This is a genomic window from Glutamicibacter protophormiae (genome assembly GCF_016894325.1).
GTDB classification, from domain to species: domain Bacteria; phylum Actinomycetota; class Actinomycetes; order Actinomycetales; family Micrococcaceae; genus Glutamicibacter; species Glutamicibacter protophormiae.
In genome coordinates this window covers 1,390,897-1,416,178 of record NZ_CP069806.1, presented here as the reverse complement: position 1 = coordinate 1,416,178, position 25,282 = coordinate 1,390,897, and the positions used below count along the sequence as shown (strand labels likewise).

The window sequence follows — 25,282 nt, the reverse complement described above, 5'->3', positions numbered from 1 at the left end:
GCGCCGCGCCGCGCACGCACGGCCTACGCTTCGGGGTGGATCACCACACAGCAGCGGCCCTCGGCGGGGTTGAGCTCCGCGCGCCGGCCATCGCACCGGCAACCGGTGAGCACCCCGGAAAGCAGCTCCCGGTTCATGGAGCACACCATTTCGGTCTGGTGCCGGGCGACCAGGTGGAACGGGCAGTTGGCCATGGTGATGTCGCCGTTCTCCTCCTGCACCGGTTCGTAGCCCAGCTCGTGCAGCAGGTCCAGCAGATCCTCTCCGGACTCCCCCAGCTCGATTCCTTCGCTGCGCGCGGCGGACAGCAGCGCGCGCAGCACGACGCCGCTGTCGTCGCTCGCGGCCGCGGTGGCCAGCAGGCTTCCGAGCAGCCGGTAGTTGCGCGGGGGCACGTTCAACGACACTTCCTGGTGCGCCGGCGCGTAGAGCTTGGCCGGGCGGCCCGCTCCGGGACCGGTTTTCCCCTGCGGCCGGGCATAGCTGATGGTGAGCAGCCCTGCCTCACCAAGGTTGTCCAGGTGGTAGGCGGCCAGCGTGCGGCTGATCCCCGCCGCGGCCGCCGCTTCGTCCCGGCCCACCGGTTTTCCGCTGGCGAACACGAAGTCGAAGAGTCGGCGGCGCACAGGGTCCGTCAGCGTTTTGAGCATTTGCTGGGTCATGGGTTGGGGCATCTTCGACATACCTGAATTCTATCAACAATGGATCTTGACAAATAGGGTTAAGAGGAGAATTCTAAGATACACATTCATTAGTTTTAGAGGGTGGTGATCATGAATGCTGCCTACAGCGGACGCCTCCCGGCGTCGCTGGCTCCGGCAACTTTTGGTGCACGGATACTCAGTGATCCGTCGTTCGGTGCGTTCTGGATCTTGCGCATTGGTTTTGTCCTCCTGCCGCTGCTGATGGGGCTGGACAAGTTCTTCAACTTCATGACCTACTGGCCGGACTATCTGGCTCCGTGGGTCGTCTCGCTGCTGCCGTTCTCCGCGGCCACGGCGATGTACCTGGTCGGCGCGGTGGAGATCATCGCGGGCGTCGCGATCGCGGTTAAGCCGCGGTACGCCAGCTACATCGTGGCCCTGTGGCTGCTGGGCATCATCGTGAACCTGCTGCTGCTCGGCGGCGTGCTGGATGTCGCCCTGCGCGATGTGGGGCTGCTCGTCGCGGCGCTGGCGCTCTCCCGTCTTGCCGCGGAATTCGATCCGCCCTTCGGCGCGAACCGACGGAAGGCGCACGTCTGATGAACTCCGTGGACCAGCTCGACGAGGCGTTGGCCGAGGTGGCGGAACTCGACGGGCAGGCTCCGGGCCTGCCCACCCGGGTGCGGGCGCCGCGGCGGGCCGGCGGCATGGACCTGGCAGCCGCCGAGCACGCCGCCGGCGAGTTCCTGCGCGCGCTGGGCATGGATCTGGATGCGGTGCATCTGCAGCGCACCCCGGCCCGCATGGCGCAAGCCTGGGCTCAGATGCTGACCCCGCGCGACTTCACCTTCACGACCTTCCCCAACGAAGAGCACTACGACCAGCTGGTGGTGCTGCGCGACATCCCGGTGCGCTCGATGTGCGAGCACCATCTGCTCCCCTTCACCGGGAGGGCCTGCGTGGGCTACCTGCCCGGCGAGCGCATCGTGGGCCTGTCGAAACTGGCACGCATCGTGGAGCACTTCGCCTGCCGGCCGCAGACCCAGGAACGCCTGACCCAGCAGATCGCCGATTGGCTGCGCGAGGAACTGCACCCGCGGGCCGTCGGCGTGGTGATCTCCGCCGAGCATTCGTGCATGAGCCTGCGCGGGGCCAACACCCCCGGCACCAGCACGGTGACCTCCGCGCTGCTCGGGCACCTGCGGGACAACGCCGGAGCCCGGCAGGAATTCCTGTCGTTCTCCGGCCTGATGAACAACTGACACCCCGGCTCGACGGCGCTGGCCTCGGGCGGCATACCCAGTGAAAGGATTATCCAATGAGCACCGATGGACATCTGGTGATCGTCGGCGGAGGCTTGGCCGCCGCAAAGAGCGCCGAGCACCTGCGACTGCAGGGCTACACCGGGCCGATCACGATCTTCGCCGGCGAGGATCACCTGCCCTATGAGCGCCCGCCGCTCTCCAAGGACTACCTGCAGGGCAAATCCGAGTTCGACCAGGCCCTGGTGCACCCCAAGCAGTGGTATGCGCTCAACCACGTCACCGTCCGCCAGGGCACCAGCGTCGTGGCGATCGATGCGGTGGGCAAGAAGCTGCGGACCTCCGCCGGGGCCACCGTGGACTGGGACACCATGATCCTCGCCACCGGCTCCGCCCCGCGCCGCCTCCCGCTGCCCGGCACCGACGCGGACAACGTCTACTCCCTGCGCACCGTCGAGGACTCCACCGCGATCCGCGAGCATTTCGGACCCGACCAGCGGCTGGTGCTCATCGGCGGCGGCTGGATCGGGCTGGAGGTTGCCGCCGCGGCACGCCTGGCCGGGACCCGGGTGACCATCCTCGAAGGGGCCGCGCAGCCGCTGCTGGCGGTGCTCGGCCCGGAAATCTCCCCGCACTTCGCCACCCTGCACACCGATCACGGGGTCGACCTCCGATGCAGCGTGAAAATCACCGAGGTCGCCACCCGGCACGGCAAGGCCACCGGGGTCCGGCTGGCGGACGGCGAGGTGGTTGAGGCCGATGCGGTGGTCATCGGCATCGGCGTCGCACCGCAAATCGAGCTGGCCCGGGCCGCCGGGCTGAAAACCGAGAACGGCGTGCTGGTTGATTCCACGCTGCAGACCAGCAACGCGGACATCTACGCGGTAGGCGACATCGCGAACCACATCCATCCGGTCCTTGAACGCAGGGTGCGTGTGGAGCACTGGGCCACCGCGCTGAACCAGCCGGCCGCCGTGGCGGCGACCATCACGGGACAGCGCACCGAATACGCGGAGCTGCCCTACTTCTTCAGCGACCAGTACGACCTGGGCATGGAGTACATCGGGTACGCGCCAGCCGGATCCTACGACCGGATCATCGTGCGCGGGGATCCCTCGGTGCGCGAGTTCATGGCGTTCTGGGTGGATGCCCGGAACCGGGTGCTCGCGTGCATGAACGTGAACATCTGGGATGTCATGGACGATTTCAAGGCGCTGATCCTGTCCCGGAAGGGCGTTGATCCTGCCAAGCTCGCCGATCCGTCCGTGCCGTTGGGCGAGCTGCTCTAGCAGGACTGGCAAGCCACCGCCCGAAAAAAAGCACTCGGCCATCCGAAGCGTCCCTCCCGGGGCGCCTCGGATGGCCGATGCCATGCCCGGTGCGCGGCGGCTACCGGCTCGTGCAGTGTTCCGCGGAAACCGCGGAAGACTTCGCCGTGGCCCGCGGAACGACCTTGTCGAAGACCCAGGCGAAAACGAAGGTGTAGATCAGGAAGAAGACCAGCAGGCCGGCTTCCAGCATCAGGGCTTCGAGGATCGTGACACCGAGGATCAATGCCAAAATCGGCACCAGGATCACGACCAACCCGCCTTCGAACCCCAGCGCGTGGGCGATGCGGCGGCGCAGCGTGCGCTGCGTGTTCTCCTGGCGCTGCTCCCACGCATCGAACATCATGTTGAAGAGGTAGTTCCAGATCAGGGCGACCGCCGAGGAGACGACGGAGACGGTGGATGAATGCCCACCGGAAAAACCGAGAAGCGAAAGGCCGACGGTGGTCGCGATGATGGCGATGAGCTCGTAGCTGAGAACGTAGACGACCCGGCGAAGCGTGGCGGACACGAAAATCTCTCCCAATGAGTTGATGCCATAGGAAGTCCTCGATGAGGTTTCGCGTCCATGGTCGGTGGATAATCTGGCAACGCGCGGCGGTAACACCTGCCTGCCCTGCTGATTTAACGCTAGCACGCAGCGACCGCCTCGGAACCAACTGGTAATCAAGCTCACCGCCTGCGCGTTAACGCATCGAGCCCGGAACCGGTTGCTGCCGGTTCCGGGCTTTATTCGCGATGACTATTTTGCTTCGGCCATCCAGATCAGGATGTCGGCAAGACGCAAGACTGACAAAGCGCGACCGTCCGGCGTCATCTGCGATGCTGCAAGCGGAGCCAGCCAATCGATCTCATTGCGGATGTCATGCCACAGGGCGCTACGCACGTCCTCGGCGTACCGGACACCGTAGAAAGAACGTACCCGCGAGTCGATGATCGGGACGATCTGGGGCACGCGTCGGTGAAGGACCTTGGACACGGTGACCGCTGTCCACTGCGGCACCTCCATTGCTGCGTAATTGGCAGCTGCGAGCGGACCGACACATGCTTCCAAGGATTCAATATCGCCGAAGGTCTCGAATGCTGGCGCATCCCTCAACGCTTCAAGCGCGTGGTCCAACGCCGCCCGCAACTTTTGGGCGGCCTCGTGCCCCTCGGTAAACAGCGGAATAACTTCAGTGGCGCTGAGCCGGAGGCTCAAGAGATTCGCCATGAGCACGTCAGCCGGCGACAACGATGCCGCGGAATCGCCGAGGACATCGTAGGTATTAAACGCATACCAGTTGCTTGGAGACGTATATTTTTCCAGCGTCTCTTTCGCTGTGACCCGTAATTCCGCGAGACTGCGTGACGTCACGGCCGAATACCACTTTCTTTGAGGGCGCTGGCGACCAGCGCCGGATCCGGATTGCTACTTCTTGCGCTTGAGCAGCGGGAACTTGCGGGTCTTCTCGTACTTGACCACCGGCAGCGTACCGGTTTCCGAGACGATGTAGTCGGTGCCGCGGTCGCCCTTGAACAGCTCGGGGTCCTTGCCGTCCTTCAGGCTTCCGGAGTACACGCCGTAGGTGACGCCGGAAACCGCCACGGCGATGCCGCGGTCGTAGGTTCCCTTGGCTTCCTCGACGACCTTGTTGATGTCGGTCCACACCGGGATATGGGTCAGCAGCATGCGTTCGGCCTGCGCGGCGGTCGCCATCTCGCCGGCGCGCTTGCCGGTCAGGTGCACGCCGTCGATCGCGTCGTCGCGGCCTTCCTCGAAGGCGGCCTCGCAGAGGAACATGTCCGCCTTGTAGGCGGCGTCGACCAAGCCCTGGCAGGTGTCGGTGTCCCCCGAATAGGTGAGCACGGTGGTCATGATCTCGCCCTCGGGGGTCGGCTCGCGGGCCTCGACCCGCAGCGCATACGCCTCCTCGATCGGGTGGCGCACCGGGTACGGGGTGATCGTGAACGGGCCCAGGTGCACCGGCTTGAGCGGCTCCCAGACCTGGAAGTTGTAGTCCTGGTGCATGGTGTCGCCCTCGGGCAGCCCGTAGGCCGTCTCGATGCGGTTGGCCGTGTCGGCCGGGCCGTGCACCAGCATCTTCTCGCGGCCCCAGCCGGTCGGATCCCAGCGGATCGCCACGTGCAGGCCGCACAAGTCCATGCAGTGATCCGGGTGCAGATGGGAAATCATGATCCCGTCGATGTCCTTCAGATCGGTATAGCGCTGCAGGACGCCGAGCGCGCCGGACCCCAGATCAAGCAGGATCTTCCAGTCGCGCGTGCCATCAAAGGCCGACACCAGGTAACAGGACGCGGGAGAGCCCGGCCCCGGGAACGACCCGGTGCATCCAATGATGGTCAGCTTCATTCGGTTCTCGCTTTCGACGCGGCGATCATCTGCGGGGTAATCCGCGCGATGGCTCCGGTCGGATAGTGGGCGGCCACATGGTCCACATGGCGCACCTGCAAGACCTCGGGGCCGAGGAAGCGGCGTGCCAGTACCCCAAAACTATCAGCGTTGCCCGTCGCAAGGAATTCGTGACGCGCCGCCTGCCCGTCCTCGCGGACCAGCGAATGCTTGGTCAGCGCCCTGAACGCATCCTTCGCCGTCTCCTCCGCGGAGGAGACCAGGGTGACCGAATCCCCCATCACGTAGGAGATCACGCCGGTGAGCAGCGGATAGTGCGTGCAGCCGAGGATCAGCGTGTCCACGCCCTTGTCCTGCAGCGGGGCCAGGTATTCCTCGGCGATGCCCAGCAGCTCCGGGCCGGCGGTGATGCCGGATTCAACGAACTCCACGAAACGCGGGCAGGCCACGGAGGTCACTTCCAGGTTCGGGGCGGCGGCGAAGGCGTCCTCGTAGGCGCGCGAGCCCACGGTGGCCTGGGTGCCGATGATGCCGATCTTGCCGTTCTTGGTGCCGGCCACCGCGCGGCGCACGGCTGGCTGGATGACCTCGACCACGGGGATGCCGTAGCGGGCGGTATAACGCTCGCGGGCGTCGCGCAGCACCGCGGCGGACGCCGAGTTGCAGGCGATCACCAGCAGCTTCACCCCGGAATCCACCAGTTCGTCCATGACGCCCAGCGCGTTCGCGCGCACCTGGGCAATGGGCAGCGGGCCGTAGGGAGAGTTCTTGGTGTCCCCGACGTAGATCAGCGACTCCCCCGGCAGCTGGTCGATGATGGCGCGCGCGACGGTCAGCCCGCCCACGCCGGAGTCGAAGATGCCGATGGGGGTGTTTGCATCCGGTGCGGAGACCTGTCCGGTGGCGAAAAAGGAATTCACGTGTCCTAGTACTCCGCATTCATCAGCGCGTGCATCAGTGTGTCCTGCACCCAGGAAACCAGGTTGTAGACCAGCCCCAGGTATTCCTCCGGGGTGGTCACGTCCTTGGCGTCGTTGATCTGCGAGATGCGCTCGGAGTCGGCTTCGCTGCGGATCTCCAGCCGTTCGGAGAGCACCAGGCGCACGTCGTTCAGCGCCTGCGCGAATCGCCGGGCGCCGGCGGGGTCCAGCACGATCTTGTCGGTTTCCAGCAGGAACTGCGCCTCGCGCAGCCGGCCGATCTTCTCCCCGATCAAGCCCGACTCGGTCAGCCGGCGGTGCTCCCGCGCGACCTGCGGGTCGTCGCTGGCATCCGGCAGCAGCCGGGCCAGGGCCGGGTCGCCGATCGGCGGCAGCTCCAGGTCCGCCGGGCGCATGCCGGTCAGTGCATAGAGCGGGTCGAGGCCCTCGGGCAGCCGGTGCAGCTCGGCGCGCTCTTCGAGCATGTGGATGATGTCTGCGAACAGGTCGCGCAGCAGCTTGCGCTCCGCCGAATGCAGCGAGCCGGTGATGCCCCGCGAACCGTACTTGAAGGCTTTCGCCACGCCTAGGCCTCCTGAGTCATGGTGGCCTGCAGCCCGAATCCGTGCATGGCCTGCACGTCGGACTCGATCGCCTCGCGCGCGCCGCTGCGCACGGTGCAGAATCCGTCGTGGTGCACCTGGAGCATCAGCGTCTCAGCCTTTTCCGGGCTGAAACCGAAGTACGAGCGGAACACGTAGGACACGTAGCTCATCAGGTTGACGGGGTCGTTCCACACGATCAGGCGCCAGGCCTTCTCCGTGGTTTCCCGGATTTCAGGAGAGGAAAGTACATCGGGCATTGCGGTCATGCCAACCATTTTACGCCCGGTTCCTGAGCACGGCGCAGCCCGGCCCGAATCACGGCCAAGCGGCGACCCGTTATACAGTAAAAGCTGGTTCACCTCCGCGGAGGCGACCGAAGCCAGAGCACACACACGATTCAGGAGCGTTCATGCGCACCAGCCTCTTCACCGACCACTACGAGCTGACCATGCTTCAGGCCGCCCTGGCCTCCGGCGCGGCGCACCGCCCGAGCGTGTTTGAAGCCTTCTCCCGACGGTTGCCCGAAGGACGCCGCTACGGCGTGGTCGGCGGCACCGGACGCCTGCTCGAAGGGCTGGCCGATTTCCACTTCGGCGACGACGAGCTGAAGTTCCTCTCCGACAACCGGGTCGTGAACGCCGAAACGCTGAAGTACCTTGAGGACTTCACCTTTACCGGCACCATCACCGGCTACGCCGAGGGCGAGCTGTACTTCCCGAACTCGCCGCTGCTGATGGTGGAATCAACCTTCGCCGAGGCCTGCGTGATCGAGACCTACCTGCTATCGGTGATGAACCACGACTCGGCCATCGCCTCCGCCGCCTCACGCATGATCGCCTCCGCCGCGAACCGCCCGTGCATCGAGATGGGCTCGCGCCGCACCCACGAGGAGTCCGCGGTCGCCGCGGCCCGCGCCGCGATCATCGCCGGCTTCGACTCCACCTCCAATCTAGAGGCCGGCGCCCGCTACGGGCTGAAGACCGTGGGTACTTCCGCGCACTCCTTCACCCTGCTGCACGACACCGAACGCGCCGCCTTCGAGGCGCAGGTCGCCTCGCTGGGCCGCGACACCATCCTGCTGGTGGACACCTACGACGTGGAAACCGGGGTGCGCACCGCCGTGGAAGTGGCGGGCCCCGAGCTGGGCGGCGTGCGCCTGGACTCCGGCGACCTGGTCCAGCAGGCCGGCTGGGTGCGCACCCTGCTGGACGACTTGGGCAACTGGAACACCAAGATCACCGTCACCTCGGACCTCGACGAATACGCCATCGCGGCGCTGGCCAGCGCCCCGGTGGACTCCTATGGCGTGGGCACCGCGCTGGTCACCGGCTCCGGCCACCCGACCGCCTCCATGGTCTACAAGCTGGTCTCCCGGCAGGACGACGCCGGGCAGTGGATCCCCGTGGCCAAGGCCGCCGCGAACAAGGCCAGCGTGGGCGGGCGCAAGTACGCGGTGCGCGAACTGAACGCGCGCGGCCGCGCCGTCGCCGAGGTCGTGTCCACCGCCGAGTACACCACCGGCGGCCCCGAGCGCGATTTGATGGTCCCGCTGGTGATCAACGGCGAGATCGACCGCTCCTTCATCGGCGCGCAAGGCGTGGCCAAGGCCGCCGCGCGCCACCGCGGCTCCATCCAGGAAATGCCCGGCGAAGCCCGCAAGCTGCAGCGCGGCGAACCGGTCATCCCCACCATCATGGTGCGCAGCTAACCCGCACCCGCCGCCCACCGCGCTCACAGCGGCGGGCGCTACGATCCCTATCACCCGAGCGTATTACCGCCACGCCCCAAGGAGGCTGCCATGAACCGCGCCCTGCTGATCATCGACGTGCAACCGGACTTCTGCGAAGGAGGTGCGCTGGCCGTGGCCGGGGGCAACCTGGTCGCCGCGGGCATCGCCGGGGACGTGCGCTCGCGCCGCGAGAGCTACGCCGCGATCGCCACCACCCAGGACTGGCACATCGATCCCGGGACGCACTTCTCCCAGACGCCGGACTTCGTCGACTCCTGGCCGGTGCACTGCGTGGCCGGGACCGCCGGCGCGGCCCTGCACCCGCAGGTCGCCGGGCTCGACGTGGACGCGCACTTCGCCAAGGGCCGCTTCGCCGCGGCATACTCGGGCTTCGAGGCGCGCCGGATCGACCCGGCCGCCGACCTGGCGGACGAATCCGGCGCGCTGCTGGGCGACTGGCTCAAGCGCCGCGGCATCGAGGCCGTGGATGTGGTGGGCCTGGCCGCCGACCACTGCGTGCGCGCCACCGCGCTGGACGCGGCAGCGGCGGGGTTCGCCACCACCGTGCTCGCCCCGCTGACCGCCGCGGTCTCCCCGCAGAACATGCCGGCGGTGAACGAGCAGCTGCGCGCCGCCGGCGTCACGGTGCTGACCCTGGGCTAATTTTCCCCGTCCCCGTCAATGTGACAGGCCGCCTCCGGTTTCCCGGCGGCGGCCTGCGGCATTACTGATCCTGCGCGGCGGCGGCCCGGGCCAGGTCCCGGCGCGCGAAGTCGACGCACAGCGCGCTGAACCCCAGGGTGTAGAGGCGCTGCACGGCGCCCGGCTGCAGCTTCGGGGAAGCCAGGCTCGCCGCGCTGGCGGCCAGCAGCCCCAGCACCACGGGAGCGGCCAGCCGGCGGCGCGCCGAGGCGCCGGGCTGCCGGCCGAACTCCCGCCAGTAGCACGCCATCAGCCCCACCGAGGCGGCCGAGGCCAGCGTCGTGGTCACGTAGTGGCGCCCGTGGCTGGCGCTGGTCGCGGAGTTCTCGGGGCGCTCGCCGCGCCGCGGGGAGCCGGGATCGTCGAAGGACACCGGGTAGTCCAGCGGGCTGAGCGCATCGCCGATCGTCGCGGCGCCGAAGGCCGCCAGCGACGCGCTCAGCAGCGCGCGCGGGTCCGAGTCCCCCGGCCGCGAGGCGCCAGCCGCCACCAGGTAGCACCCGGCCGAGGCCACATCGCCGCATTGGAAGAGCCGCCGATGCCAGCGGTCACGGGCCGCCAGCTCGGAAAGCATGGCGGTGCGCGGATCCAGCGGCCAGCCCAGCACCGCCTCGCCAAGGATGCCCAGCGAGTAGGCCGCGGCGCCCGTGCCCAGCGCCGCCGCCCGGATCCTCGCGCGCCGCAGTTCGCCGACCCCGCCCGGGGCCCGGTATTTCCTCATGTTCCTCCGCTCCCTTCGCCGCGGTCCCCCGCGCCGCCGCCCGCCTGCATCGCCGCCGGCCCGACCGGCAGTCCAGCACCCGGGCTGCCCAAGGTCAGCCACAGGCAGGAACCCAGGCTCAGCGCGATGGCGCCGTACTTAGCCGCCTCCCAGCCCGGGCGGGCCGCATCGCCCAGCAGCAGCATGCCGGCGATGCCCGGCACCACCACTTCGATCACGGTGAACACCGCGGTCACCGGCCCCACCTCGCCGAATTCCAGGGCCCGGGTGTAGCCGGCCATGGCCGCCACCCCGAAGCCCAGCACCAGCCAGAGCATCGGCTCGCGCAGCAGCTGCGGCAGCCCGCCCTCCAGCACCAGCCCGCGGGCGCCCAGCGCTGCGCCCGAAGCCGCCAGTCCGGCGAGCACCGCGGTCGGCAGCGGCGCCCGCCTCCGGTAGAGCACCGCCAGGGCCGCGGCGAGCACCAGCAGCGCCCCGGCCAGCAGACAGGCGAGCAGCGGCGGGGCCGGCCGGGCCGGCTGGGGCCCGGTGGACAGCGCCAGCAGCGCCAGCCCGGCCGCCAGCAGCCCCATGGCTGCCAGCTGCGCGCGACTCAGCTCGCTGGCGAACACCCAGCGCGCCAGCAGCATGGTGACCACCAGCGATCCGGCCAGCAGCGCCTGCACCGTGAACAGCGTCAGGTGCTGCAGCGCCAGCAGCGAGCACAACCAGGCCAGCAGGTCCAGCGCGATCCCGGCCAGGTAGAGCGGATGGGTGTAGACCCGTGCCCCGCCCGCCCGGCGCGCGGCCACGGCTTCCAGCACCGAGGCGGTGCCGTAGCCGATGCTGGCGGCCAGCGCCGCGGTGAGCCCGGGCAGCATCAGGCACGCTCCGGGCGCAGCCTGGGCAGCGCCGGCAGCTCGGCCAGCCCCTCGGCCTGGGCCATGCGCAGGCCCTGGGACACCCACAAATCCACGGTGCCCAGCGCCGCGTAGCGCGGCTGCCAGCGCGGATCGTACTTTGCGTTGAAGCGGTACAGCGACTCCACCTGGGCGTGCTTGGAAGCCTGCCTGGCGACCAGGCGTTCGAACCAGCCGCCGCCGGCGCCCCGCCCTCCCGCGGCCACCGCCTCGCGCAGCACCGCGAAGTTCAGCCCCAACTGGCCGCCGCCCTCGCCGGCCAGCTTGCCGAGCATCTCGATGATCAACAGGTCCATCAGGCCGCCGGGCAGCTGCCCGGCGGTGGACCGCCGCATGACATCCAGCGACCAGCCGCGCACCGCGGCGGCCGGCACCCACTGGATGAACGCCTGCGGCATGCCGGCCGCGTCGTAGGCGATGGACAGCAGCAGCCCGGTGTCCGCAGGGTCGAAAAGGCGCGAAAGCGTCATAGAGAAACCGCGCTCCGCCTCGCCGCGCCGGCTTTCGCCCGCCAGCTGGAGCAGCCGCTCGCGCGCCGCCGGGTCCAGCGTCAGCGGATCCGCATGCTCGACGCGGTAGCCGGCGCGCAGCAGCCGGGCGTGGGATTGGCGCAGCGACTTGGATTTCTTGCCAGCCAGGCTGAAGCCCGCGCTGTCCACGATCGCCTCGTCGCCCAGGTAGACCCCGCGCAGCCCGGAGCGTTCATAGATCGGCAGCCAGTCTTCCGCGGCGGCCAGCACACCCACCGACCAGCCGCGCTGCTCGGCGAACACCATGAATTCGGCCCAGGTTTCCTCGCGCTCGTCCCGCGGCCCGATGGGATCCGGGGAGACCAGGCACACCGATCCGCGCACCGCGTAGGCGATCACGCTCTGCCCGAGGAAGAACCAGCGTTTGTCGTCGCGCAGCGCGAAATAGTCGAGGGTGCCGCCTCCGTGGCGGGCGACGAGCTCCCGCGCCCGTTCGCGGTCGGCCAGGTGCGCGGCGACGTCGGCGGGAGCGGTGTGCGAACCGGTGTACCGGTACCACCACAGCAGCCCGGCCAGGCCCAGCAGCACCGCGGCGACCAGCGCGAAGGACAGCGCCAGGCGGTGTTCGTGCAGTTCGGCATCCAGCACCGAGGCGAACTGCCGGGCCCCGGAGCCCAGGTCCTGGTGCGTGGCCAGGGCGAGGCGCAGCACCAGCGCGCCGACCAGCAGGCTGGCCAGCACCAGCACCGCGCCGGAGGCCAGCAGCGTGCGCTTCAGCGCCAGGCGCCCGGGCCAGACCGGGAACGCCCGGTACTGCAGCCCCAGCCAGAGCGCGGCCGCCGCGCAGAGCGCCGCCAGCGGCCAGTCAGCGCGCTTGCCCGCGTGCAGCACCGCGATCAGCGCCAGCAGCAGCACCGACCCGGCCCAGGCCACCCGGTTGCCGGAGCGCAGGTAGCGGGCGACGATGAACAGGCCGAAGGACAGGAACACCACGTAGATCGCGGAGACCTGGATGAGGAATTCGGGCAGCACCGCCAGCGGCCCGCGCAGCCACGAGTGCAGCGGGCGCAGCAGCGCGGAGAACAGGCTGAGCGCACCCAGCCCGATGCCCAGGTACGCGGACGCCGCCCGGGAGCGGTCGCGCCGCTGCACCCGGACGGCGATGGAAGTTTTCATGCCGGCCATAGCAGGAAGTATGCCACTTAAACCGCAGGCCGCGCGGCCGGCGGCGGAGGCTTATTTGCGGCCGACGAACCAGTCGGAGAGCTTGTCCAGGCGCGCCTGCAGCTGGTCGGCGGTGGCCTGCGGCACGGCCGGGCCGCCGCACACGGTGCGCAGCTTGGTGTGGATCTGCGCGTGCGGGGTTCCGGTGCGCGCGGACCAGGCGGAGACGTTCTTGGACAGCTTGGTGCGCAGGTCCATCATCCGCCGGTGGTCGGAGACCGGGGCCGGCTTGGTGGCGCCGCGGCTGATCTGCTTGTTCTGCTGCGCGCGCAGCAGCTCGGAGACCTGTTCGGTGTCCAGCAGCCCGGGAATGCCAAGGAAACCCAGCTCCTCGTCGCTGCCGATGTCCGCGCCGGTGCCGAACTCGCCGCCGTCGAACAGCACGCGGTCGAAGGAGGCCTGCGAGTTCAGCGCCTCGAACTTGTTGCGCGTGAGCTCGTCGCTGGCCTTGTCCTCCTTGTTGGCCGCCTCCAGCAGCGCGTCGTCCAGGCCGTCCTCGACCTTCTCGCCCTCGCGGTCCAGCGCGTGGTCGCGCTCGACCTCCATCTCGTTGGCCAGCGCCATCAGCACCGGCACGGAGGGCAGGAACACGCTGGCGACCTCGCCGCGCTTGCGGCTTCGCACGAAGCGGCCCACGGCCTGCGCGAAGAACAGCGGCGTGGAGGTGGAGGTGGCGTACACGCCCACGCACAGCCGCGGCACGTCAACGCCTTCGGAGACCATGCGCACCGCGACCATCCAGCGCGCCTCGGACGCGGAGAATTCGTCGATCTTCTCCGAGGCCTTCGGGTCGTCGGAGAGGATCGTGGTGACCTTTTCCCCGCAGATGGCCTCCAGCTGGGCGGCGTAGCCGCGCGCGTCCTCGTGGTCGGTGGCGATGACCAGGCCGCCGGCGTCCTTCACGGTGCGCCGCACCTCGGACAGGCGCCGGTCGGCGGCCTGCAGCACCGAGGGGATCCAGTCGCCGTGCGGGTCCAGCGCGGTGCGCCAGGCATGCGCGGTGACGTCCTTGGTGAACCCCTCGCCGAGGTTCGCCTCCATCTCCTCGCCGCCGGCGGTGCGCCAGCGCATGTTGCCCGAATAGGCCATGAACAGCACCGGGCGCACGACGTGGTCCGCCAGCGCGTTGCCGTAGCCGTAGGTGTAGTCGGCCTTGGAGCGGCGGATGCCGTCGCCCTCGTCGACGTACTGCACAAAGGGAATCGGGGCGGCGTCGGAACGGAACGGGGTGCCGGTCAGCGCCAGGCGCCGGGCCGCGGGCTCGAAGGCCTCGCGGATGCCGTCGCCCCAGCTGAGCGCATCGCCGGCGTGGTGGACCTCGTCCATGATCACCAGGGTGCGCGCGTTCTCGGTTTTCGCGCGGTGCACCGCCGGCTTCAGCGCGACCTGAGCGTAGGTCACGACCACACCCAGGTAGTGCGAGCCGTGGCGCCCGTCGGAATTCTTGTAGTTCGGGTCCAGCGAGATGCCCACGCGTGCCGCCGCATCCGCCCACTGCTTCTTCAGGTGGTCGGTGGGCGCGACGACGATCATGCGGTTGATCTTGCCGGAGTCGATCAGCACCTTGGCCAGGCGCAGCGCGAACGTGGTCTTGCCCGCGCCGGGCGTCGCCACTGCCATGTAGTCCTTGGGCTCGGCCTCGAAGTACTTGGCCAGCGCCTCGGCCTGCCAGGCGCGAAGCTTCGGCCCGGTGCCCCAGGCCGCCCGCTCCGGATACGCTACCGGTAGCTTGTCTTCCAGTGGAAGCTTGTCACCAAAGTCAAAAAGTGCCTGCGTCATTTACCCTTTTCCCGGCCGCGTGCAGAAGTTGTAGGAAGTGCGAACGTGGTGCGCGCACTACCCCATCAAGGATTCGTAGATTTCCTTGCACTCCGGGCACACCGGGAACTTCTTCGGATCTCGGCCTGGGGTCCAGACCTTGCCGCACAGGGCGATCACCGGCTCGCCGGACAGCGCCGACTCCATGATCTTGTCCTTCTGCACATAGTGCGCAAAACGCTCGTGATCGCCGGCCTCGACGCTCTGGGTCGTCTCGGTGCGCTCGATCGTTGCCGTACCGCCGCGGGTTTCTTCAGACTGTTCCACCATGCCATCCAGTCTAGTACGTACGACGCTTTCATGGGGCGCACAGGCATGGGAGGTTGTCCACATCGAAGCCATTTCCACCGCCGCCTGGCACGGCGTCCGGGCACGGTTCCCGCTGGCCACCAGCCGTTTTCCCGATGTTCGACCGCGCCGCCCGCGCGCCGCGGCCGCCCTGTCCCGCCTCCAGTGCCGTGTCCCACACTGCACGGATGCAGGGGCCAGAAAAATTCTTTTCGGGCACTTCTCCACAGCTCGCGTCCGACCGCGCCCCGCCGCCGCCCCGCGGCGGTTCACTGGATCCATGAACACCACCGCCCTGGCCCAAGGCCTCACCACCCTGCACCACGTACTGGCCCAAGTACGCCCCGCACCCGGTGACGCCCTGCCCGAGCTGTCCGGCACCGCGGTCCGCGCCCTGGGCGCCAGCCTGCTGGACGCCCTCGCCGCCCTGCGCGAAACCCTGGCCACCACCACCGACCCCCGCCTGGCCCTGGAACTGGCCACCACCACCGACCCCCGCCTGGCCCTGGAACTGGCGGCCACCGCCCAGCAGCTGGGCTTCGAAGCGACCCGCATGGATTTGGTCGCGGCCGAACGCGCTGCCGCCACCGCCGCCCACACCCTGGCCCAAACCGAGCTGGACGCCTTGCGCGAACACCCCGCAGACACCACCTCCGCCCCGGTGCGCGCCACCGGCCGGTGCTGCTACCGCAACCCCGAAGAACTCCTGGCCTCCTGGACGCGCACCCCCTACTGGCACACCCACCGGCTCGTGCTGGACTCCCAAGACCTGGTCGGGCGCAAGGACCTCACCGGCGCCCGGGTTCCCCCGCGCTTCGAGCACCTGTCCGCGCTGCTCTTCGAGTCCGGGGTGGACCCGTCCGTGGTGCGGCAGGCCAGCCGGAAGCTGGCCAAGGTCGAACCCGAGGACCGCACCTTCGAAGGCACACCCACCGCCGTGACCCTGACGCACGCCGACGGGCGCAGCGTGGAGGAACACGCCGCCTTGCTGCTGGGCCAGGAGCTGATCCCGTTCGCGGCGGTGAAGAAGATCGCCACCTTGATCCTGGAGGCGATCAACCAGTCCGGCCCGGTGCCGCCGGCCGCGTTGCGGCGCGGGGTGTTCAAGCTGCCGATCCGCAGCCCGCATTTCCGCGAGTTCCTGGTGCGCACCTCCACCGCGGAAGGCGCGTGGGTGGATGCGTTGATTGCGGCGGCGAACAAGGCCAGCACGCGGGCCGGGCAGGCCGCGCGCACGAACCCTGCCTCGGCGAACCCGAACGCGACCCCGTCCCCGGGGCCGGACTCGGGCGGGCCGGTGGCCGGGGCCTCGTTTTTCAAGGACCCCGCCGAGAACCCCAACCAGCCTTCGGGGCAGGCGCGAGAACCACAGGCAGATTCCGCCGCCGGGGCAACCGGCAGTACTGGAACCTCGGGCTCTGACACCGGCTCCACCAGCGGCAGCACCAGCACCGAAACCTCCGGCAGCGCCAACGCCGCGGACACCAGCGGCGCGCACCCCGGGGCCGAGGCCACCGGGTCTGGAGCTACCGGGGCCGGTCCCGACGGGGAAGGCGGCTGGTCCATCCAGGACCTGCTGCCCGAAGGCTCCGAGCAACTGCGCTGGGACGAGGACGAGCTGTTCATCCCCGAAGCGACCCCGCCCGAACGCGCCCTGAATGCGCTGCTGGAGATCCTGCTGGACGCCAGCGGCGACGACCCGACCGGACCCGCTGGGAACGGGGATCCGGGCCAGGGATCCCTGTTCGATCCCGACCCCGAGAACACCGACGACGACAGCACCGACGACGACAGCACCGACATCGGCGGCTGGCCCGAAGACGGGGACGAGCGCTCCACCGGCCAGCCCGAAAGCTCCCCGCAGTCCGAAGCGTCCGCATCCGGGTCCCCGCCCCGGGGCAAGCGCAAGCGGCTGCGTCCGGTGGTCATCGCCCACCTGCAACTGGCCGACCTGCAACACCTGGCCTCCTCGACGGCGCAGACCGCGCACGGGGTGGATTTGCCGCCGGCCGCGCTGCGGCAGCTGCTGTGCCAGGCGGACCTGATCCCGGCGGTATTCAACAGCGACGGGGTGCTGCTGGACTTCGGACGCACCCGGCGGTTCGTTCCCGAGGTGCTGCAGCGTGCGGTGCTGGCCCGGGACCGGTACTGCCTGGTGCCCGGGTGCACCGCGGCGGTGGAGCAGCTGGAATTCCACCACACCGATCCGTTCGCGTTGGGCGGGGAAACCAAGTTGGACAAGATCGCTCCGGGGTGCAAGAACCACCACATCGAATTCGACCATGAGGTGGTCAAGATCGTGTGGGTGAAGGGCCTGCCGTGGGTGCTGCTGCCCAAGGACCGGGATCCGGCGCAGCGGTTGCGCAGGAATTACAGTCCGCCGGGCGTCCCGACCAGCATCCCAAGACCCGACACGGAGTGAAGCCACCGGCTGGGTTCCCTTCGCGCAAAAAAGTGGGACTGCCAATCGAAAATTCGATTGGCAGTCCCACGGTGCGCGCAGCTATCGGTTGATCATGACCGCCTGCATGAGTTCCGGCTGGCGGCGTTCAAACCACTTGCCACCCAGGATCACACCGCCGAGCAGCAGGCCGATGCCCAAGGCCAGTCCCACGCCCAAGGCGATGAATCCGGCGTTCGGCGACTGGTTGACCCAGGCAAAAACGTACGGAATCACGACGGGAATCAGCAGCACCGCCATGACTCCCATGGTGCCCAGCTGGGTCAGCGCGATACGCAGGCCGTTGCCCGGAGGCGTCTTCATCGGGTTCTCCCCCGGCAGCGGCACCGCATAGGTGTAGCGGGCCGACGCCACCGAGGCGACACCCAGCGCGATCAGGAACGCCGCCAGCGTCAGCCCCAGATCCCCCGGAAGCCTCCACAGCTGATCCGAAAGGATCGCCGGCAGCGTCGCCGCGAGCAGCAGCGGGACGATGCCGATGGTGAAGCAGGCCGCCACACGTCCTGCGCGGTCGGCGCGGCCCGAGACCCCGGTCAGCACATGCAGCGCGAACGCGGTGTTGTCGTAGGAGACGTCCGCGGAGATCGAGAAGCCCAGCAGGATGCCGATCAACGGGCCCAGCAGGAACATCATCGTGTAGTCCCCCGACTGGCGGCCGGCGAACCAGAAAATCAGCGGCAGCATCGGCACCATGAGCACGCCGATCGCGTAGCGTGGATCCTTCAGCCAGTAGACCAGCGCCCTGGCCATCACCGCGCCGGTGGGAGTGGCCGGCACGATCTTGAACACCCCCAGGCCGCGGGCCGTGGCGGCGCGCTGCTGCGGCGGTGGCGCAACGGTCGCGGCGCCGGTGGCCCGCACCAGCAGCAGGTACAGTCCCGCAAGATAGATCACGCCCAGTGCGGCGCACAGCGTCAGCTGCGCGTAGTTCCCGGCGGCCAGCGCCCCCGGCAGCGCGGCGAACGCGCCAAACGGGGTGTAGGCGAGCACCGCGGAGATCGGATTGACCCAGTCGCTGATGTTCTCCGCGGCGGAAATCACGGAGGACAGCAGCGGGCCCACCGACACCAGCAACAGGAACAGCAGTGCGAAGGTCAGTTCACGGAAGCGGCGCTTGGCGCGCAGCGCGGTGGCCATAATCGTCAGATACTGGCACAGCAGCACCGCCATCACCGCGGTGGCGACCGCGGACACCATCGCCACGGCAAGCACCGCCGGCTCCAGCCGCCACATCATCGAAGCACCCAGCAGGCCGAGCACCGTCAGGATCGCGGGCACCGAGATGAACCCTGCCAGCACCAACGCGGGGGCCAGCACCTTGGTAGGGATCCCGAAGTGCACAAAGCGGGCCGGCTCCAGCGTCAGGTCCACGCCGGTCAGCAGCGGCGGGATGAGCGCCCAACCCAGCACCACGGCGGAGCCGATGATCACGGTCAGCTGCCCCGGGAACGGGTTCTCGGCGGCGGTAGCCCAGCTTGCGGCGGAGAGCAGCGTGATCATGCCCAGCGCATACAGGCCGCCGATGATCACGCCGACCAGCTGCCCGACGGAGCGCTTGAAGCCGTTGCCCAGCAGGCGGAGTTTCAGTTTGAGGATGTGCGCAACCACGACAGCCCCTCATTCGTACCGCGTCCGCCGACCAGGTCCACGAAACGCTCCTCCAGGGACTTGCCGGCGCGGACTTCCTCGACGGTTCCCCGGGCCTTGAGCACTCCCTCGGCAATCACCGCAACGTGCGTGCACATGCGCTGGACCAGGTCCATCACGTGCGAGGAAACGATGACGGTACCGCCCAGCTGGACGTAGCCGTTCAGGATGTCGCGGATATTCGCCGCGGAAACCGGGTCGACGGCTTCAAACGGCTCGTCGAGCACCAACAGGTTCGGCGAATGGATCATTGCGGTGGCCAGCGAAATCTTCTTGGTCATGCCCGCGGAGTAGTCGACGACGAGCTTGTCGCCGTCCTGCACCAGGTCCATGACCCGCAGCAGGTCTTCGGTGCGTACGGCGACTTCCTCGCGGTCCATGCCGCGCAGCAGGCCAGAATAGGTCACCAGCTGGCGGCCGGTGAGCCGGTCGAACTGCCGCACCCCGTCGGCCAGCACACCCAGGGTGGCCTTGGCGGCGTGCGGATCGGCCCAGATGTCGATCCCGTTGACCAGAACTGCTCCCGCATCCGGGCGCAGCAGCCCGGTGGCCATGGAGAGCATCGTGGTTTTTCCGGCGCCGTTGGGCCCGACCAACCCGTAGAAAGAGCCGGCGGGAACCTGCAGGCTGACGTTGTCCACCGCAACCTTGGCCCCGAACTGCTTGGCCAGGGAGCGGATATCTAGTGCGATCGGATTCATGCCTCGAGCCTAGCAACGTCCCAAGTCATCAAGCATCATCCTTTCGAATTAATCCGCAATAAACGCAGGGCGCCGGCGCTCCGCGAGATTACCTCTCGAGGTGCACCGGCGCCCTGGGCGATGGCGTGGAAGCGCGCTGCTAGAAGAGCACGCGGGCCAGCTTCTGGCGCGAGGCGGCCACGCGCGGATCGTTCGTGCCGATCACCGCGTAGAGCTCGATCAGCCGGCGCCGTACGCGTTCGCGATCCTCATCGGCCAGCCGCGACACCAGCGAGACCAGTCGGGAGAACGCGTCCTCCACGTGGCCGCCGACGATGTCCAGGTCCGCGACGTTCAGCTGCGCGTTCAGGTCATCGGGGTTCGATGCCGCCTCCGCGCGGGCCTGGTTCAAATCCATGTTCTGCGTGCGCGACAGCAGGCGCACCTGGTACAGGCCGACCTGGGCTTCGTGGTCGTTCGGCTTCTCGTTCAGGGCCTGCAGGTAGGCGGCCTCGGCGGCGGCGTAGTCGCCCTCCTCGATCGCATCCACGGCCTTCTGGTGCAGCGGCGGCAGGGCAGGCTCCGCGGCGGCGCCGGCGAACGGCGGCACGGTGCCGCCCAGGCCCTGCTGTGCGGCAAGCTGCTCCAGCTGGCCGAAGACCTGCTCAATCTGCTCCTCGCCGGCCGGCCCCTGGAACAGCGGCACCGGCTGGCCGTTGACCAGCGCGACTACCAACGGGATCTGCTGCGCCTGGAATGCCTGGGCGATCTGCGGGCGCGCCTCGGCGTCCACCAGACCGAGCACGAACGTGCCGCCGCGGGCGTCGACGAGCTTGCGCAGCGAGGCGTCCAGCTCGGTCGAGGCCGGCACGCGCGGGGAACCAAGCGATACGATCGCCGGGACCCGCTGGGACAGGGCGACGAACTGCTGGAATGCAGCCTCGTCCAGCTCCATGGTCCAGGTTGCGCCGGCTTCCGGCGCGGTCGCATCGGTGGCCTGCAGGCGGTGCGAGGACAGCGCGCTGAGGTCCACGGCGCCGCGGGACGATGGGATCGTTGGCTCTTCGCTCACGGTTACTTCACTTCCTTCACGTTCAGCAGCACTACCTCGGCCGCAATCAGCTGAATCTTATCCTCCGAGCCCTCGGCCGGAAGGTAGAACATGACCGGTTCGGCGTAATTGATTTCCACGTCGCCGGTGGAGCTGGCCTTGCCCAGCAGCTTCTTGGTCAGCTCGTCGGTGCCCTCCAGCGGATCGGCGTCCTCGGTGCGTTCGAACACGGCGCGCTGGTTCAGCTTGCCGGTCACGATCGCGCCGCCGTCCGGGGTGGAGACCACGCGGGTGTCGCCCTCGGTGACGGTGCGCGCATACTTGACCTTCGCCTCGTTCGCGTTCTGCGACTCGGTCTTCTGGCCCGCGTGGATGGCCTTGATGAACTCGGACTCGGCGAACTTGTCCTTGCTCTTCGACTTCTCGTTAGTCAGCACGTCGGCCAGGGCCTTCAGCGCGTCCTTCGGGGTCTGCTGCAGGCCCTTGGCATTCGCGTCCAGCTGCTTGATCGACGGGTCGCCGACGGCGATGCCCGGGAAGCTGGCGCCGGGCAGCATCTGCTCGGCGAAGATCACCTGGTAGTTGTCGCGGGCGGTGGCCTGCACCAGGGTCAGCGCCTGCGGCAGGGTCTCGGCGTCCGAGTCCTTCGCGGTCACCACGGTGATCACGCGCGGGAAGCTGGCGTCCGAGGTGTTCGGCACGGCGGCCGAACGGACCACGGAGGTGTTCAGGGTCAGCGGCTTGGCGACCTTGATGTCGTCGTTCAGGATGTCGTAGCGGCTGGAACGGATGTACTTGAACGCGCCGGCGGCGCGGGATTCAAGCAGCTTCGCGTCGCGCTTCTCATCCGCGTTGCCGATCTGCTTCTGCACGTCGCCCAGGATGCGGGTCAGCTGCTCTTCGGTGACGACGGGGAAGGCGCTCGACTCCGGCTCCTCCGAGGCCGACTGTTCGGCGGACCCGCCGGCCTGGTCGGTGGCGCTCGGCGAAGCGCTATCGGTGGCGTTCTGGGTGGGCGACGGCGAGGCGTCTTCGGAGGGTGCCATCGGCAGGGCGGCGCCGGAAACCGCCAGCGCGAGGACGGCGACGGCGGCCACGGAGTTCTGGGTGGTGCTCTTTGCCGTGGCCGGTGCGGCGGCGTCTGGCTTTGCGGTGCGCATCACCAGCAGCGCCAGCCCGAAGACCAGCAGCAGCGAGCCGGCAATGATCAGCGGCAGCGCGAACGGCATGGCTTCGTCGTTGGCGTAGGTGACGGAGATGTCCACCGGGGCGGCGTCCTTGCCGCCGGCGGCCAGCAGCAGCGACCAGTCGCCTGAGTCCGGGGCGGTCCAGCGGTAGGTCATGGTGCCCTCCGCGGTCTGCGAATCGAAGAAGATGTCGGCGTTCTTCGGATCCGGCGCGGTGGCGTCGCCCTCGACGTAGTTGGCCTGCATCTGGTGGTTTTCGGTGTCGATGCCGGTGACGGCTGCGTGCGCGGTCTTGCCCACCCAGGCTTCGACGTCGTAGCTGCGTCCCAGCGACGCGGTGAATTCGCCTTCGCCGGTGATGACCAGCTCGACCGGGGCGAGCTTTTCGGAGTTGACGCTGGATTCAATCAGCGTCAGCGGGGCCTTGCCTTCGAATTGCGGCATGGCAGCGGTCACCGTTTCGGGCGGAGCCCAAAAGGTCTTCTGTCCGATGCCGACAACCAGGGCCGCAGCCCCTAGCAGCATCGCGATCACGGAGATTACTTTTCGCACGATTTCACCTATTCACCTACGTCTCACGGCTGTACTATCCCCAGTCTAACGAGTCCGGTGCCCGCATTGTTCCTCGCACTACCTGTGAACTGGCTCAATCACCCAAGTCCGCGGTGTCTTTGGGCACACCGAAAAGCAGTTTGCGCGGTAAGCTCGGTGCCATGCAGTCAGATCAGCCGCACGAGCCAAACGAGCCAGCTCCGGCCACCGGGCCGATCCCCTCCCCGGCGGGGGAACCGGACACGCGGCAGAACCCGCCGCCGGCTGATCCGCTGCACCACCATGCCCGCCGCCAGCATCGCGACCAAGGCGCGGAATTCACCGTCGACGATCCCGCGCCGGATACCGCCTCGACGCCCCGGGTTTCCGGGGCGCAGCCCGCCGCGCCGCGGGTCGGACCCCCCTCGCCGGCCCAGGCCTCCGCCAATGCCGAAAAGGCTTCGCTGCGGCGCAGGCTTTCCCGCCGGCTCGCCGCCATTTTGCACACCCCGCGCCGTGATGCATTGGGCGAGCTGGCCCACGACGACCTGGAGGTTCCGGATCCGATCCCGGCGCTGCACCCGATCGCCCTGGGCTTCCTGGGCACGATCGGCGTGGGCCTGGCCCTGGGCGGATACTACGTGCTGACCAACGTCGGCGCACTCATCACCTGGATCGCGATCGCGCTGTTCATCGCGCTGGGACTGGATCCGGTCGTGCGCTGGATGGTGTCCAAGGGGCTGAGCCGCCCGCTGGCGGTGACCGCCACGATGTTCGGCATCCTGGCGCTCTTCGGCGGGTTCATGGCGCTCATCATCCCGACGCTGGTCACGCAGATCACCTCGTTCATCACCGATGCGCCGACCATCATCAACAACTTCCTGAACAGCGAGTGGCTGGTGCAGATCGACCGCCAGTACGCGTTGACGCAGCGACTCGACGACGAGGTCAACCGCTTCTTCGGCGACTCCGGCGCGATCACTAACGTGTTCGGCGGCGTCCTGGGCGTCTCGCAGACCGTGGCCCAGTCGATGTTCGGCATCCTGATCGTGCTGGTGCTGGCGATCTACTTTCTCGCCTCGCTGCCCACCATCATGGCCTTCGGGCTGCGCCTGGCCCCGCGTTCCAAGCGCGAACGCGCCGGCGAGCTGGCGGTGCGCATCACCAGTTCGGTCGGCAACTACGTGATGGGGCAGGCCACCGTCGCGTTCCTCAACTCGCTGGTGGCGCTGCTGCTGATGACGATCCTGGGGGTTCCGTTCGCGGCGCTGCTCACCCTGCTGGTGGCGGTGCTGGCGTTCATCCCGCTGGTCGGCGGGGTCATCGCCGGCATCCTGGTCACCCTGGTGACGTTGTCGCTGGGCTGGCAGACGGCGCTGATCTATGCGCTGTGCTACTTCGGCTACCTGCAGCTGGAAGCCTACTTCGTCTCACCGCGCATCATGCGCCGGGCGGTGGCGGTGCCGGGTGCCGTCGCGGTGATCTCCGTAATCGCCGGCGGCACCCTGGCCGGGGTGACCGGGGCGCTGATGGCCATCCCGGTCGCCGCCAGTGCGATGATCCTGCTGCGCGAGGTGTTCATCGCCCGCCAGGATCGGCTCTAGCCAATCACCGCGGCTAGTACTTGTAGGAACGGGTTTCCCAGCAGCGCGGATGCCAGTGGCGCCGGGCGGTGGCCGCGGCGTCGTCGCCCGACCAGTGGTCCGCGCGCCAGGCCACCACATGGGCCACGCCCACGGTGATCTGCCGGTGGCAGCCCGGGCAGGTGTAGGTCTTCTGGGCGTTCAGCGGGGAAATCTTGCGCACATGCCACTGCCCGTCCGGGGCGTCCTGCAGCATGACCACCCCGTAGCGGGCGCGCTGCATCCAATCGTCCTCGCGGCGCGCCGAGCCGAAATCCCCGTCGGCATCGTCCTCGTAGCGCGATCCGCCGCCGGAGGAACCCCGGGAATTGCCTCGGGGTTTGGATGTGCGGCGGGGGCGGTTGGAACGTGGCATGTCTTTAATCATGCCGTATTCCGGCAGCGCCCATCGCACACAGCTAGTAGAGTGTGTCAGGTGCGTTTAGTGGTTGCGAAGTGTTCAGTAGATTACGAGGGCCGTCTGCGGGCCCACCTCCCATTGGCTACCCGCCTGATCATGGTGAAGGCCGACGGCTCGGTGCTCATCCATTCCGACGGGGGCAGCTACAAGCCCCTGAACTGGATGAACCCGCCGCTGACCCTGCGGGAAGGTTCCCCCGACGAGGATGCCGCAGCCTTGGGCTCGGTCAATACCTGGACCGTGGCCAGCACCAAAAGCGATGACCGCCTGACCATCCAGTTCCACGCGATCGAGCATGATTCAGCCCACGAGCTGGGCACCGATCCGGGCCTGATCAAGGACGGCGTGGAAGCCGACCTGCAGCGCCTGCTGGCAGAGCAGATCGAGCTGCTGGGCACCGGGCACAAGCTGATCCGCCGCGAATACATGACCGCGATCGGCCCGGTGGACATCCTGGCGCGCGACGGCGAAGGCGCCACGGTGGCCGTCGAACTCAAGCGCCGCGGCGACATCGACGGCGTGGAACAGCTGACCCGCTATCTGGAGCTGCTCAACCGCGATCCCCTGCTCAAGCCGGTTTCCGGGGTGTTCGCCGCCCAGCAGATCAAGCCGCAGGCCCGCACGCTGGCCGAGGACCGCGGCATCCGCTGCCTCACCCTCGATTACGACGCAATGCGCGGAGTCGATGACTCGGAGGGCCGTCTCTTCTAAGCTAGGAG

At 68.4% G+C, this 25,282-nt stretch carries 24 protein-coding genes and 1 pseudogene; 8 read left to right on the top strand and 17 right to left on the bottom strand.

The annotated features are described in order from the left end of the window. Positions 1 to 23: 23 nt before the first annotated feature. Positions 24 to 683: a helix-turn-helix transcriptional regulator gene (locus JQN66_RS06700; protein WP_204677123.1), complete on the bottom strand. Its 660-nt coding sequence runs from the start codon at positions 681 to 683 to the stop codon at positions 24 to 26. 90 nt (positions 684 to 773) lie between these two features. Between JQN66_RS06700 and JQN66_RS06695 the strand changes: the two genes are divergently transcribed. From JQN66_RS06695 to JQN66_RS06685, 3 genes are read left to right on the top strand one after another with little or no spacing between them, the layout of a single operon-like run. Further along, a complete protein-coding gene (locus JQN66_RS06695) occupies positions 774 to 1,244 on the top strand; it encodes a DoxX family membrane protein (protein ID WP_204677122.1) in 471 nt (156 codons plus the stop codon). Continuing rightward, positions 1,244 to 1,906 (top strand): GTP cyclohydrolase I, encoded by a 663-nt coding sequence (folE, locus tag JQN66_RS06690; protein ID WP_275439074.1) that lies wholly within the window; start codon positions 1,244 to 1,246, stop codon positions 1,904 to 1,906. Before JQN66_RS06695 ends, folE begins: the two co-directional genes overlap by 1 nt. Positions 1,907 to 1,962: 56 nt before the next feature. After that, positions 1,963 to 3,195 (top strand): NAD(P)/FAD-dependent oxidoreductase, encoded by a 1,233-nt coding sequence (locus JQN66_RS06685; protein WP_204677121.1) that lies wholly within the window; start codon positions 1,963 to 1,965, stop codon positions 3,193 to 3,195. 100 nt (positions 3,196 to 3,295) lie between these two features. Here the strand turns inward: JQN66_RS06685 and JQN66_RS06680 are convergent, their stop codons facing one another. The 6 genes and pseudogenes from JQN66_RS06680 to clpS all read right to left on the bottom strand — a co-directional run bounded on the left by JQN66_RS06680 (position 3,296) and on the right by clpS (position 7,378). Next, entirely contained in the window at positions 3,296 to 3,745 is a 450-nt protein-coding gene (locus JQN66_RS06680; protein ID WP_239464162.1) for a PACE efflux transporter, read from the bottom strand. 231 nt (positions 3,746 to 3,976) lie between these two features. Beyond that, positions 3,977 to 4,591, bottom strand: coding sequence for a DUF6308 family protein (locus tag JQN66_RS06675; protein WP_204677119.1), 615 nt, complete (start codon positions 4,589 to 4,591; stop codon positions 3,977 to 3,979). A gap of 201 nt (positions 4,592 to 4,792) precedes the next feature. Beyond that, positions 4,793 to 5,587, bottom strand: a pseudogene (locus JQN66_RS06670) (MBL fold metallo-hydrolase); the annotation flags it as partial. Continuing rightward, positions 5,584 to 6,507, bottom strand: coding sequence for a glutamate racemase (gene murI / locus JQN66_RS06665; protein ID WP_188948638.1), 924 nt, complete (start codon positions 6,505 to 6,507; stop codon positions 5,584 to 5,586). The gene murI and the pseudogene JQN66_RS06670, both read right to left, overlap by 4 nt. A 5-nt stretch (positions 6,508 to 6,512) precedes the next feature. Then, complete coding sequence (locus tag JQN66_RS06660; RefSeq protein WP_204677118.1) at positions 6,513 to 7,091, bottom strand: DUF2017 domain-containing protein; 579 nt, start codon at positions 7,089 to 7,091, stop codon at positions 6,513 to 6,515. Positions 7,092 to 7,093: 2 nt separating this feature from the next. After that, positions 7,094 to 7,378 carry an ATP-dependent Clp protease adapter ClpS gene (gene clpS / locus JQN66_RS06655; RefSeq protein WP_188948636.1) on the bottom strand — a complete coding sequence of 95 codons (285 nt, stop codon included), beginning with the start codon at positions 7,376 to 7,378 and terminating at the stop codon, positions 7,094 to 7,096. Between the two features lie 143 nt (positions 7,379 to 7,521). Between clpS and JQN66_RS06650 the strand changes: the two genes are divergently transcribed. Together JQN66_RS06650 and JQN66_RS06645 are read left to right on the top strand one after the other, a co-directional pair. Then, on the top strand, positions 7,522 to 8,820 hold the full coding sequence (locus JQN66_RS06650; protein WP_204677117.1) for a nicotinate phosphoribosyltransferase: 1,299 nt from the start codon (positions 7,522 to 7,524) through the stop codon (positions 8,818 to 8,820). A gap of 90 nt (positions 8,821 to 8,910) precedes the next feature. Beyond that, the gene (locus JQN66_RS06645) at positions 8,911 to 9,504 is read left to right on the top strand and encodes an isochorismatase family protein (protein ID WP_188948634.1); all 594 of its coding nucleotides are present in this window, start codon (positions 8,911 to 8,913) and stop codon (positions 9,502 to 9,504) included. Positions 9,505 to 9,565: 61 nt separating this feature from the next. On the opposite strand, the gene JQN66_RS06640 is transcribed toward JQN66_RS06645, so the two are convergent. From JQN66_RS06640 to JQN66_RS06620, 5 genes are read right to left on the bottom strand one after another with little or no spacing between them, the layout of a single operon-like run. Continuing rightward, positions 9,566 to 10,264 (bottom strand): DUF998 domain-containing protein, encoded by a 699-nt coding sequence (locus JQN66_RS06640; protein ID WP_204677116.1) that lies wholly within the window; start codon positions 10,262 to 10,264, stop codon positions 9,566 to 9,568. Continuing rightward, entirely contained in the window at positions 10,261 to 11,124 is an 864-nt protein-coding gene (locus JQN66_RS06635) for a hypothetical protein (RefSeq protein ID WP_204677115.1), read from the bottom strand. The genes JQN66_RS06640 and JQN66_RS06635 overlap by 4 nt, the downstream gene beginning before the upstream one ends. Further along, on the bottom strand, positions 11,124 to 12,809 hold the full coding sequence (locus JQN66_RS06630; protein ID WP_204677114.1) for a bifunctional lysylphosphatidylglycerol flippase/synthetase MprF: 1,686 nt from the start codon (positions 12,807 to 12,809) through the stop codon (positions 11,124 to 11,126). Before JQN66_RS06630 ends, JQN66_RS06635 begins: the two co-directional genes overlap by 1 nt. A 60-nt stretch (positions 12,810 to 12,869) precedes the next feature. Next, positions 12,870 to 14,636 (bottom strand): DEAD/DEAH box helicase, encoded by a 1,767-nt coding sequence (locus tag JQN66_RS06625; protein ID WP_204677113.1) that lies wholly within the window; start codon positions 14,634 to 14,636, stop codon positions 12,870 to 12,872. 57 nt (positions 14,637 to 14,693) lie between these two features. Next, the gene (locus JQN66_RS06620) at positions 14,694 to 14,945 is read right to left on the bottom strand and encodes a DUF3039 domain-containing protein (RefSeq protein WP_047118761.1); all 252 of its coding nucleotides are present in this window, start codon (positions 14,943 to 14,945) and stop codon (positions 14,694 to 14,696) included. A 298-nt stretch (positions 14,946 to 15,243) separates the two neighbouring features. Here JQN66_RS06620 and JQN66_RS06615 point away from each other — a divergent pair, with 298 nt between their 5' ends. Then, entirely contained in the window at positions 15,244 to 17,385 is a 2,142-nt protein-coding gene (locus JQN66_RS06615; RefSeq protein ID WP_204677112.1) for an HNH endonuclease signature motif containing protein, read from the top strand. 81 nt (positions 17,386 to 17,466) lie between these two features. Here JQN66_RS06615 and JQN66_RS06610 read toward each other — a convergent pair whose 3' ends face one another. The 4 genes from JQN66_RS06610 to JQN66_RS06595 form a co-directional block, all read right to left on the bottom strand. Continuing rightward, positions 17,467 to 19,032, bottom strand: a complete 1,566-nt coding sequence (locus JQN66_RS06610) for a transporter (RefSeq protein WP_204677111.1) — start codon at positions 19,030 to 19,032, stop codon at positions 17,467 to 17,469. Further along, on the bottom strand, positions 19,008 to 19,772 hold the full coding sequence (locus JQN66_RS06605) for an ABC transporter ATP-binding protein (protein ID WP_204677110.1): 765 nt from the start codon (positions 19,770 to 19,772) through the stop codon (positions 19,008 to 19,010). Before JQN66_RS06605 ends, JQN66_RS06610 begins: the two co-directional genes overlap by 25 nt. Positions 19,773 to 19,911: 139 nt before the next feature. Beyond that, complete coding sequence (locus JQN66_RS06600; protein ID WP_188948629.1) at positions 19,912 to 20,823, bottom strand: co-chaperone YbbN; 912 nt, start codon at positions 20,821 to 20,823, stop codon at positions 19,912 to 19,914. A gap of 2 nt (positions 20,824 to 20,825) precedes the next feature. After that, positions 20,826 to 22,541 (bottom strand): hypothetical protein, encoded by a 1,716-nt coding sequence (locus JQN66_RS06595; protein WP_204677109.1) that lies wholly within the window; start codon positions 22,539 to 22,541, stop codon positions 20,826 to 20,828. A gap of 161 nt (positions 22,542 to 22,702) precedes the next feature. Here JQN66_RS06595 and JQN66_RS06590 point away from each other — a divergent pair, with 161 nt between their 5' ends. Then, the gene (locus tag JQN66_RS06590; protein ID WP_204677108.1) at positions 22,703 to 24,124 is read left to right on the top strand and encodes an AI-2E family transporter; all 1,422 of its coding nucleotides are present in this window, start codon (positions 22,703 to 22,705) and stop codon (positions 24,122 to 24,124) included. A gap of 13 nt (positions 24,125 to 24,137) precedes the next feature. Here JQN66_RS06590 and JQN66_RS06585 read toward each other — a convergent pair whose 3' ends face one another. Beyond that, positions 24,138 to 24,518, bottom strand: a complete 381-nt coding sequence (locus JQN66_RS06585; protein ID WP_204677107.1) for an ATP/GTP-binding protein — start codon at positions 24,516 to 24,518, stop codon at positions 24,138 to 24,140. A 60-nt stretch (positions 24,519 to 24,578) separates the two neighbouring features. On the opposite strand from JQN66_RS06585, the gene nucS reads away from it, so the two are divergent. Then, the gene (nucS, locus tag JQN66_RS06580) at positions 24,579 to 25,274 is read left to right on the top strand and encodes an endonuclease NucS (protein ID WP_188948625.1); all 696 of its coding nucleotides are present in this window, start codon (positions 24,579 to 24,581) and stop codon (positions 25,272 to 25,274) included. The last annotated feature ends 8 nt before the right edge of the window (positions 25,275 to 25,282 follow it).

Bases quoted from the DNA above. Each gene is read 5' to 3' on its own strand.
- JQN66_RS06700 (WP_204677123.1), bottom strand. From the start codon at position 683: ATGTCGAAGATGCCCCAACCCATGACCCAGCAAATGCTCAAAACGCTG.
- JQN66_RS06695 (WP_204677122.1), top strand. From the start codon at position 774: ATGAATGCTGCCTACAGCGGACGCCTCCCGGCGTCGCTGGCTCCGGCA.
- folE (WP_275439074.1), top strand. From the start codon at position 1,244: ATGAACTCCGTGGACCAGCTCGACGAGGCGTTGGCCGAGGTGGCGGAA.
- JQN66_RS06685 (WP_204677121.1), top strand. From the start codon at position 1,963: ATGAGCACCGATGGACATCTGGTGATCGTCGGCGGAGGCTTGGCCGCC.
- clpS (WP_188948636.1), bottom strand. From the start codon at position 7,378: ATGACCGCAATGCCCGATGTACTTTCCTCTCCTGAAATCCGGGAAACC.
- JQN66_RS06650 (WP_204677117.1), top strand. From the start codon at position 7,522: ATGCGCACCAGCCTCTTCACCGACCACTACGAGCTGACCATGCTTCAG.
- JQN66_RS06645 (WP_188948634.1), top strand. From the start codon at position 8,911: ATGAACCGCGCCCTGCTGATCATCGACGTGCAACCGGACTTCTGCGAA.
- JQN66_RS06640 (WP_204677116.1), bottom strand. From the start codon at position 10,264: ATGAGGAAATACCGGGCCCCGGGCGGGGTCGGCGAACTGCGGCGCGCG.
- JQN66_RS06635 (WP_204677115.1), bottom strand. From the start codon at position 11,124: ATGCTGCCCGGGCTCACCGCGGCGCTGGCCGCCAGCATCGGCTACGGC.
- JQN66_RS06630 (WP_204677114.1), bottom strand. From the start codon at position 12,809: ATGAAAACTTCCATCGCCGTCCGGGTGCAGCGGCGCGACCGCTCCCGG.
- JQN66_RS06625 (WP_204677113.1), bottom strand. From the start codon at position 14,636: ATGACGCAGGCACTTTTTGACTTTGGTGACAAGCTTCCACTGGAAGAC.
- JQN66_RS06620 (WP_047118761.1), bottom strand. From the start codon at position 14,945: ATGGTGGAACAGTCTGAAGAAACCCGCGGCGGTACGGCAACGATCGAG.
- JQN66_RS06615 (WP_204677112.1), top strand. From the start codon at position 15,244: ATGAACACCACCGCCCTGGCCCAAGGCCTCACCACCCTGCACCACGTA.
- JQN66_RS06605 (WP_204677110.1), bottom strand. From the start codon at position 19,772: ATGAATCCGATCGCACTAGATATCCGCTCCCTGGCCAAGCAGTTCGGG.
- JQN66_RS06590 (WP_204677108.1), top strand. From the start codon at position 22,703: ATGCAGTCAGATCAGCCGCACGAGCCAAACGAGCCAGCTCCGGCCACC.
- JQN66_RS06585 (WP_204677107.1), bottom strand. From the start codon at position 24,518: ATGCCACGTTCCAACCGCCCCCGCCGCACATCCAAACCCCGAGGCAAT.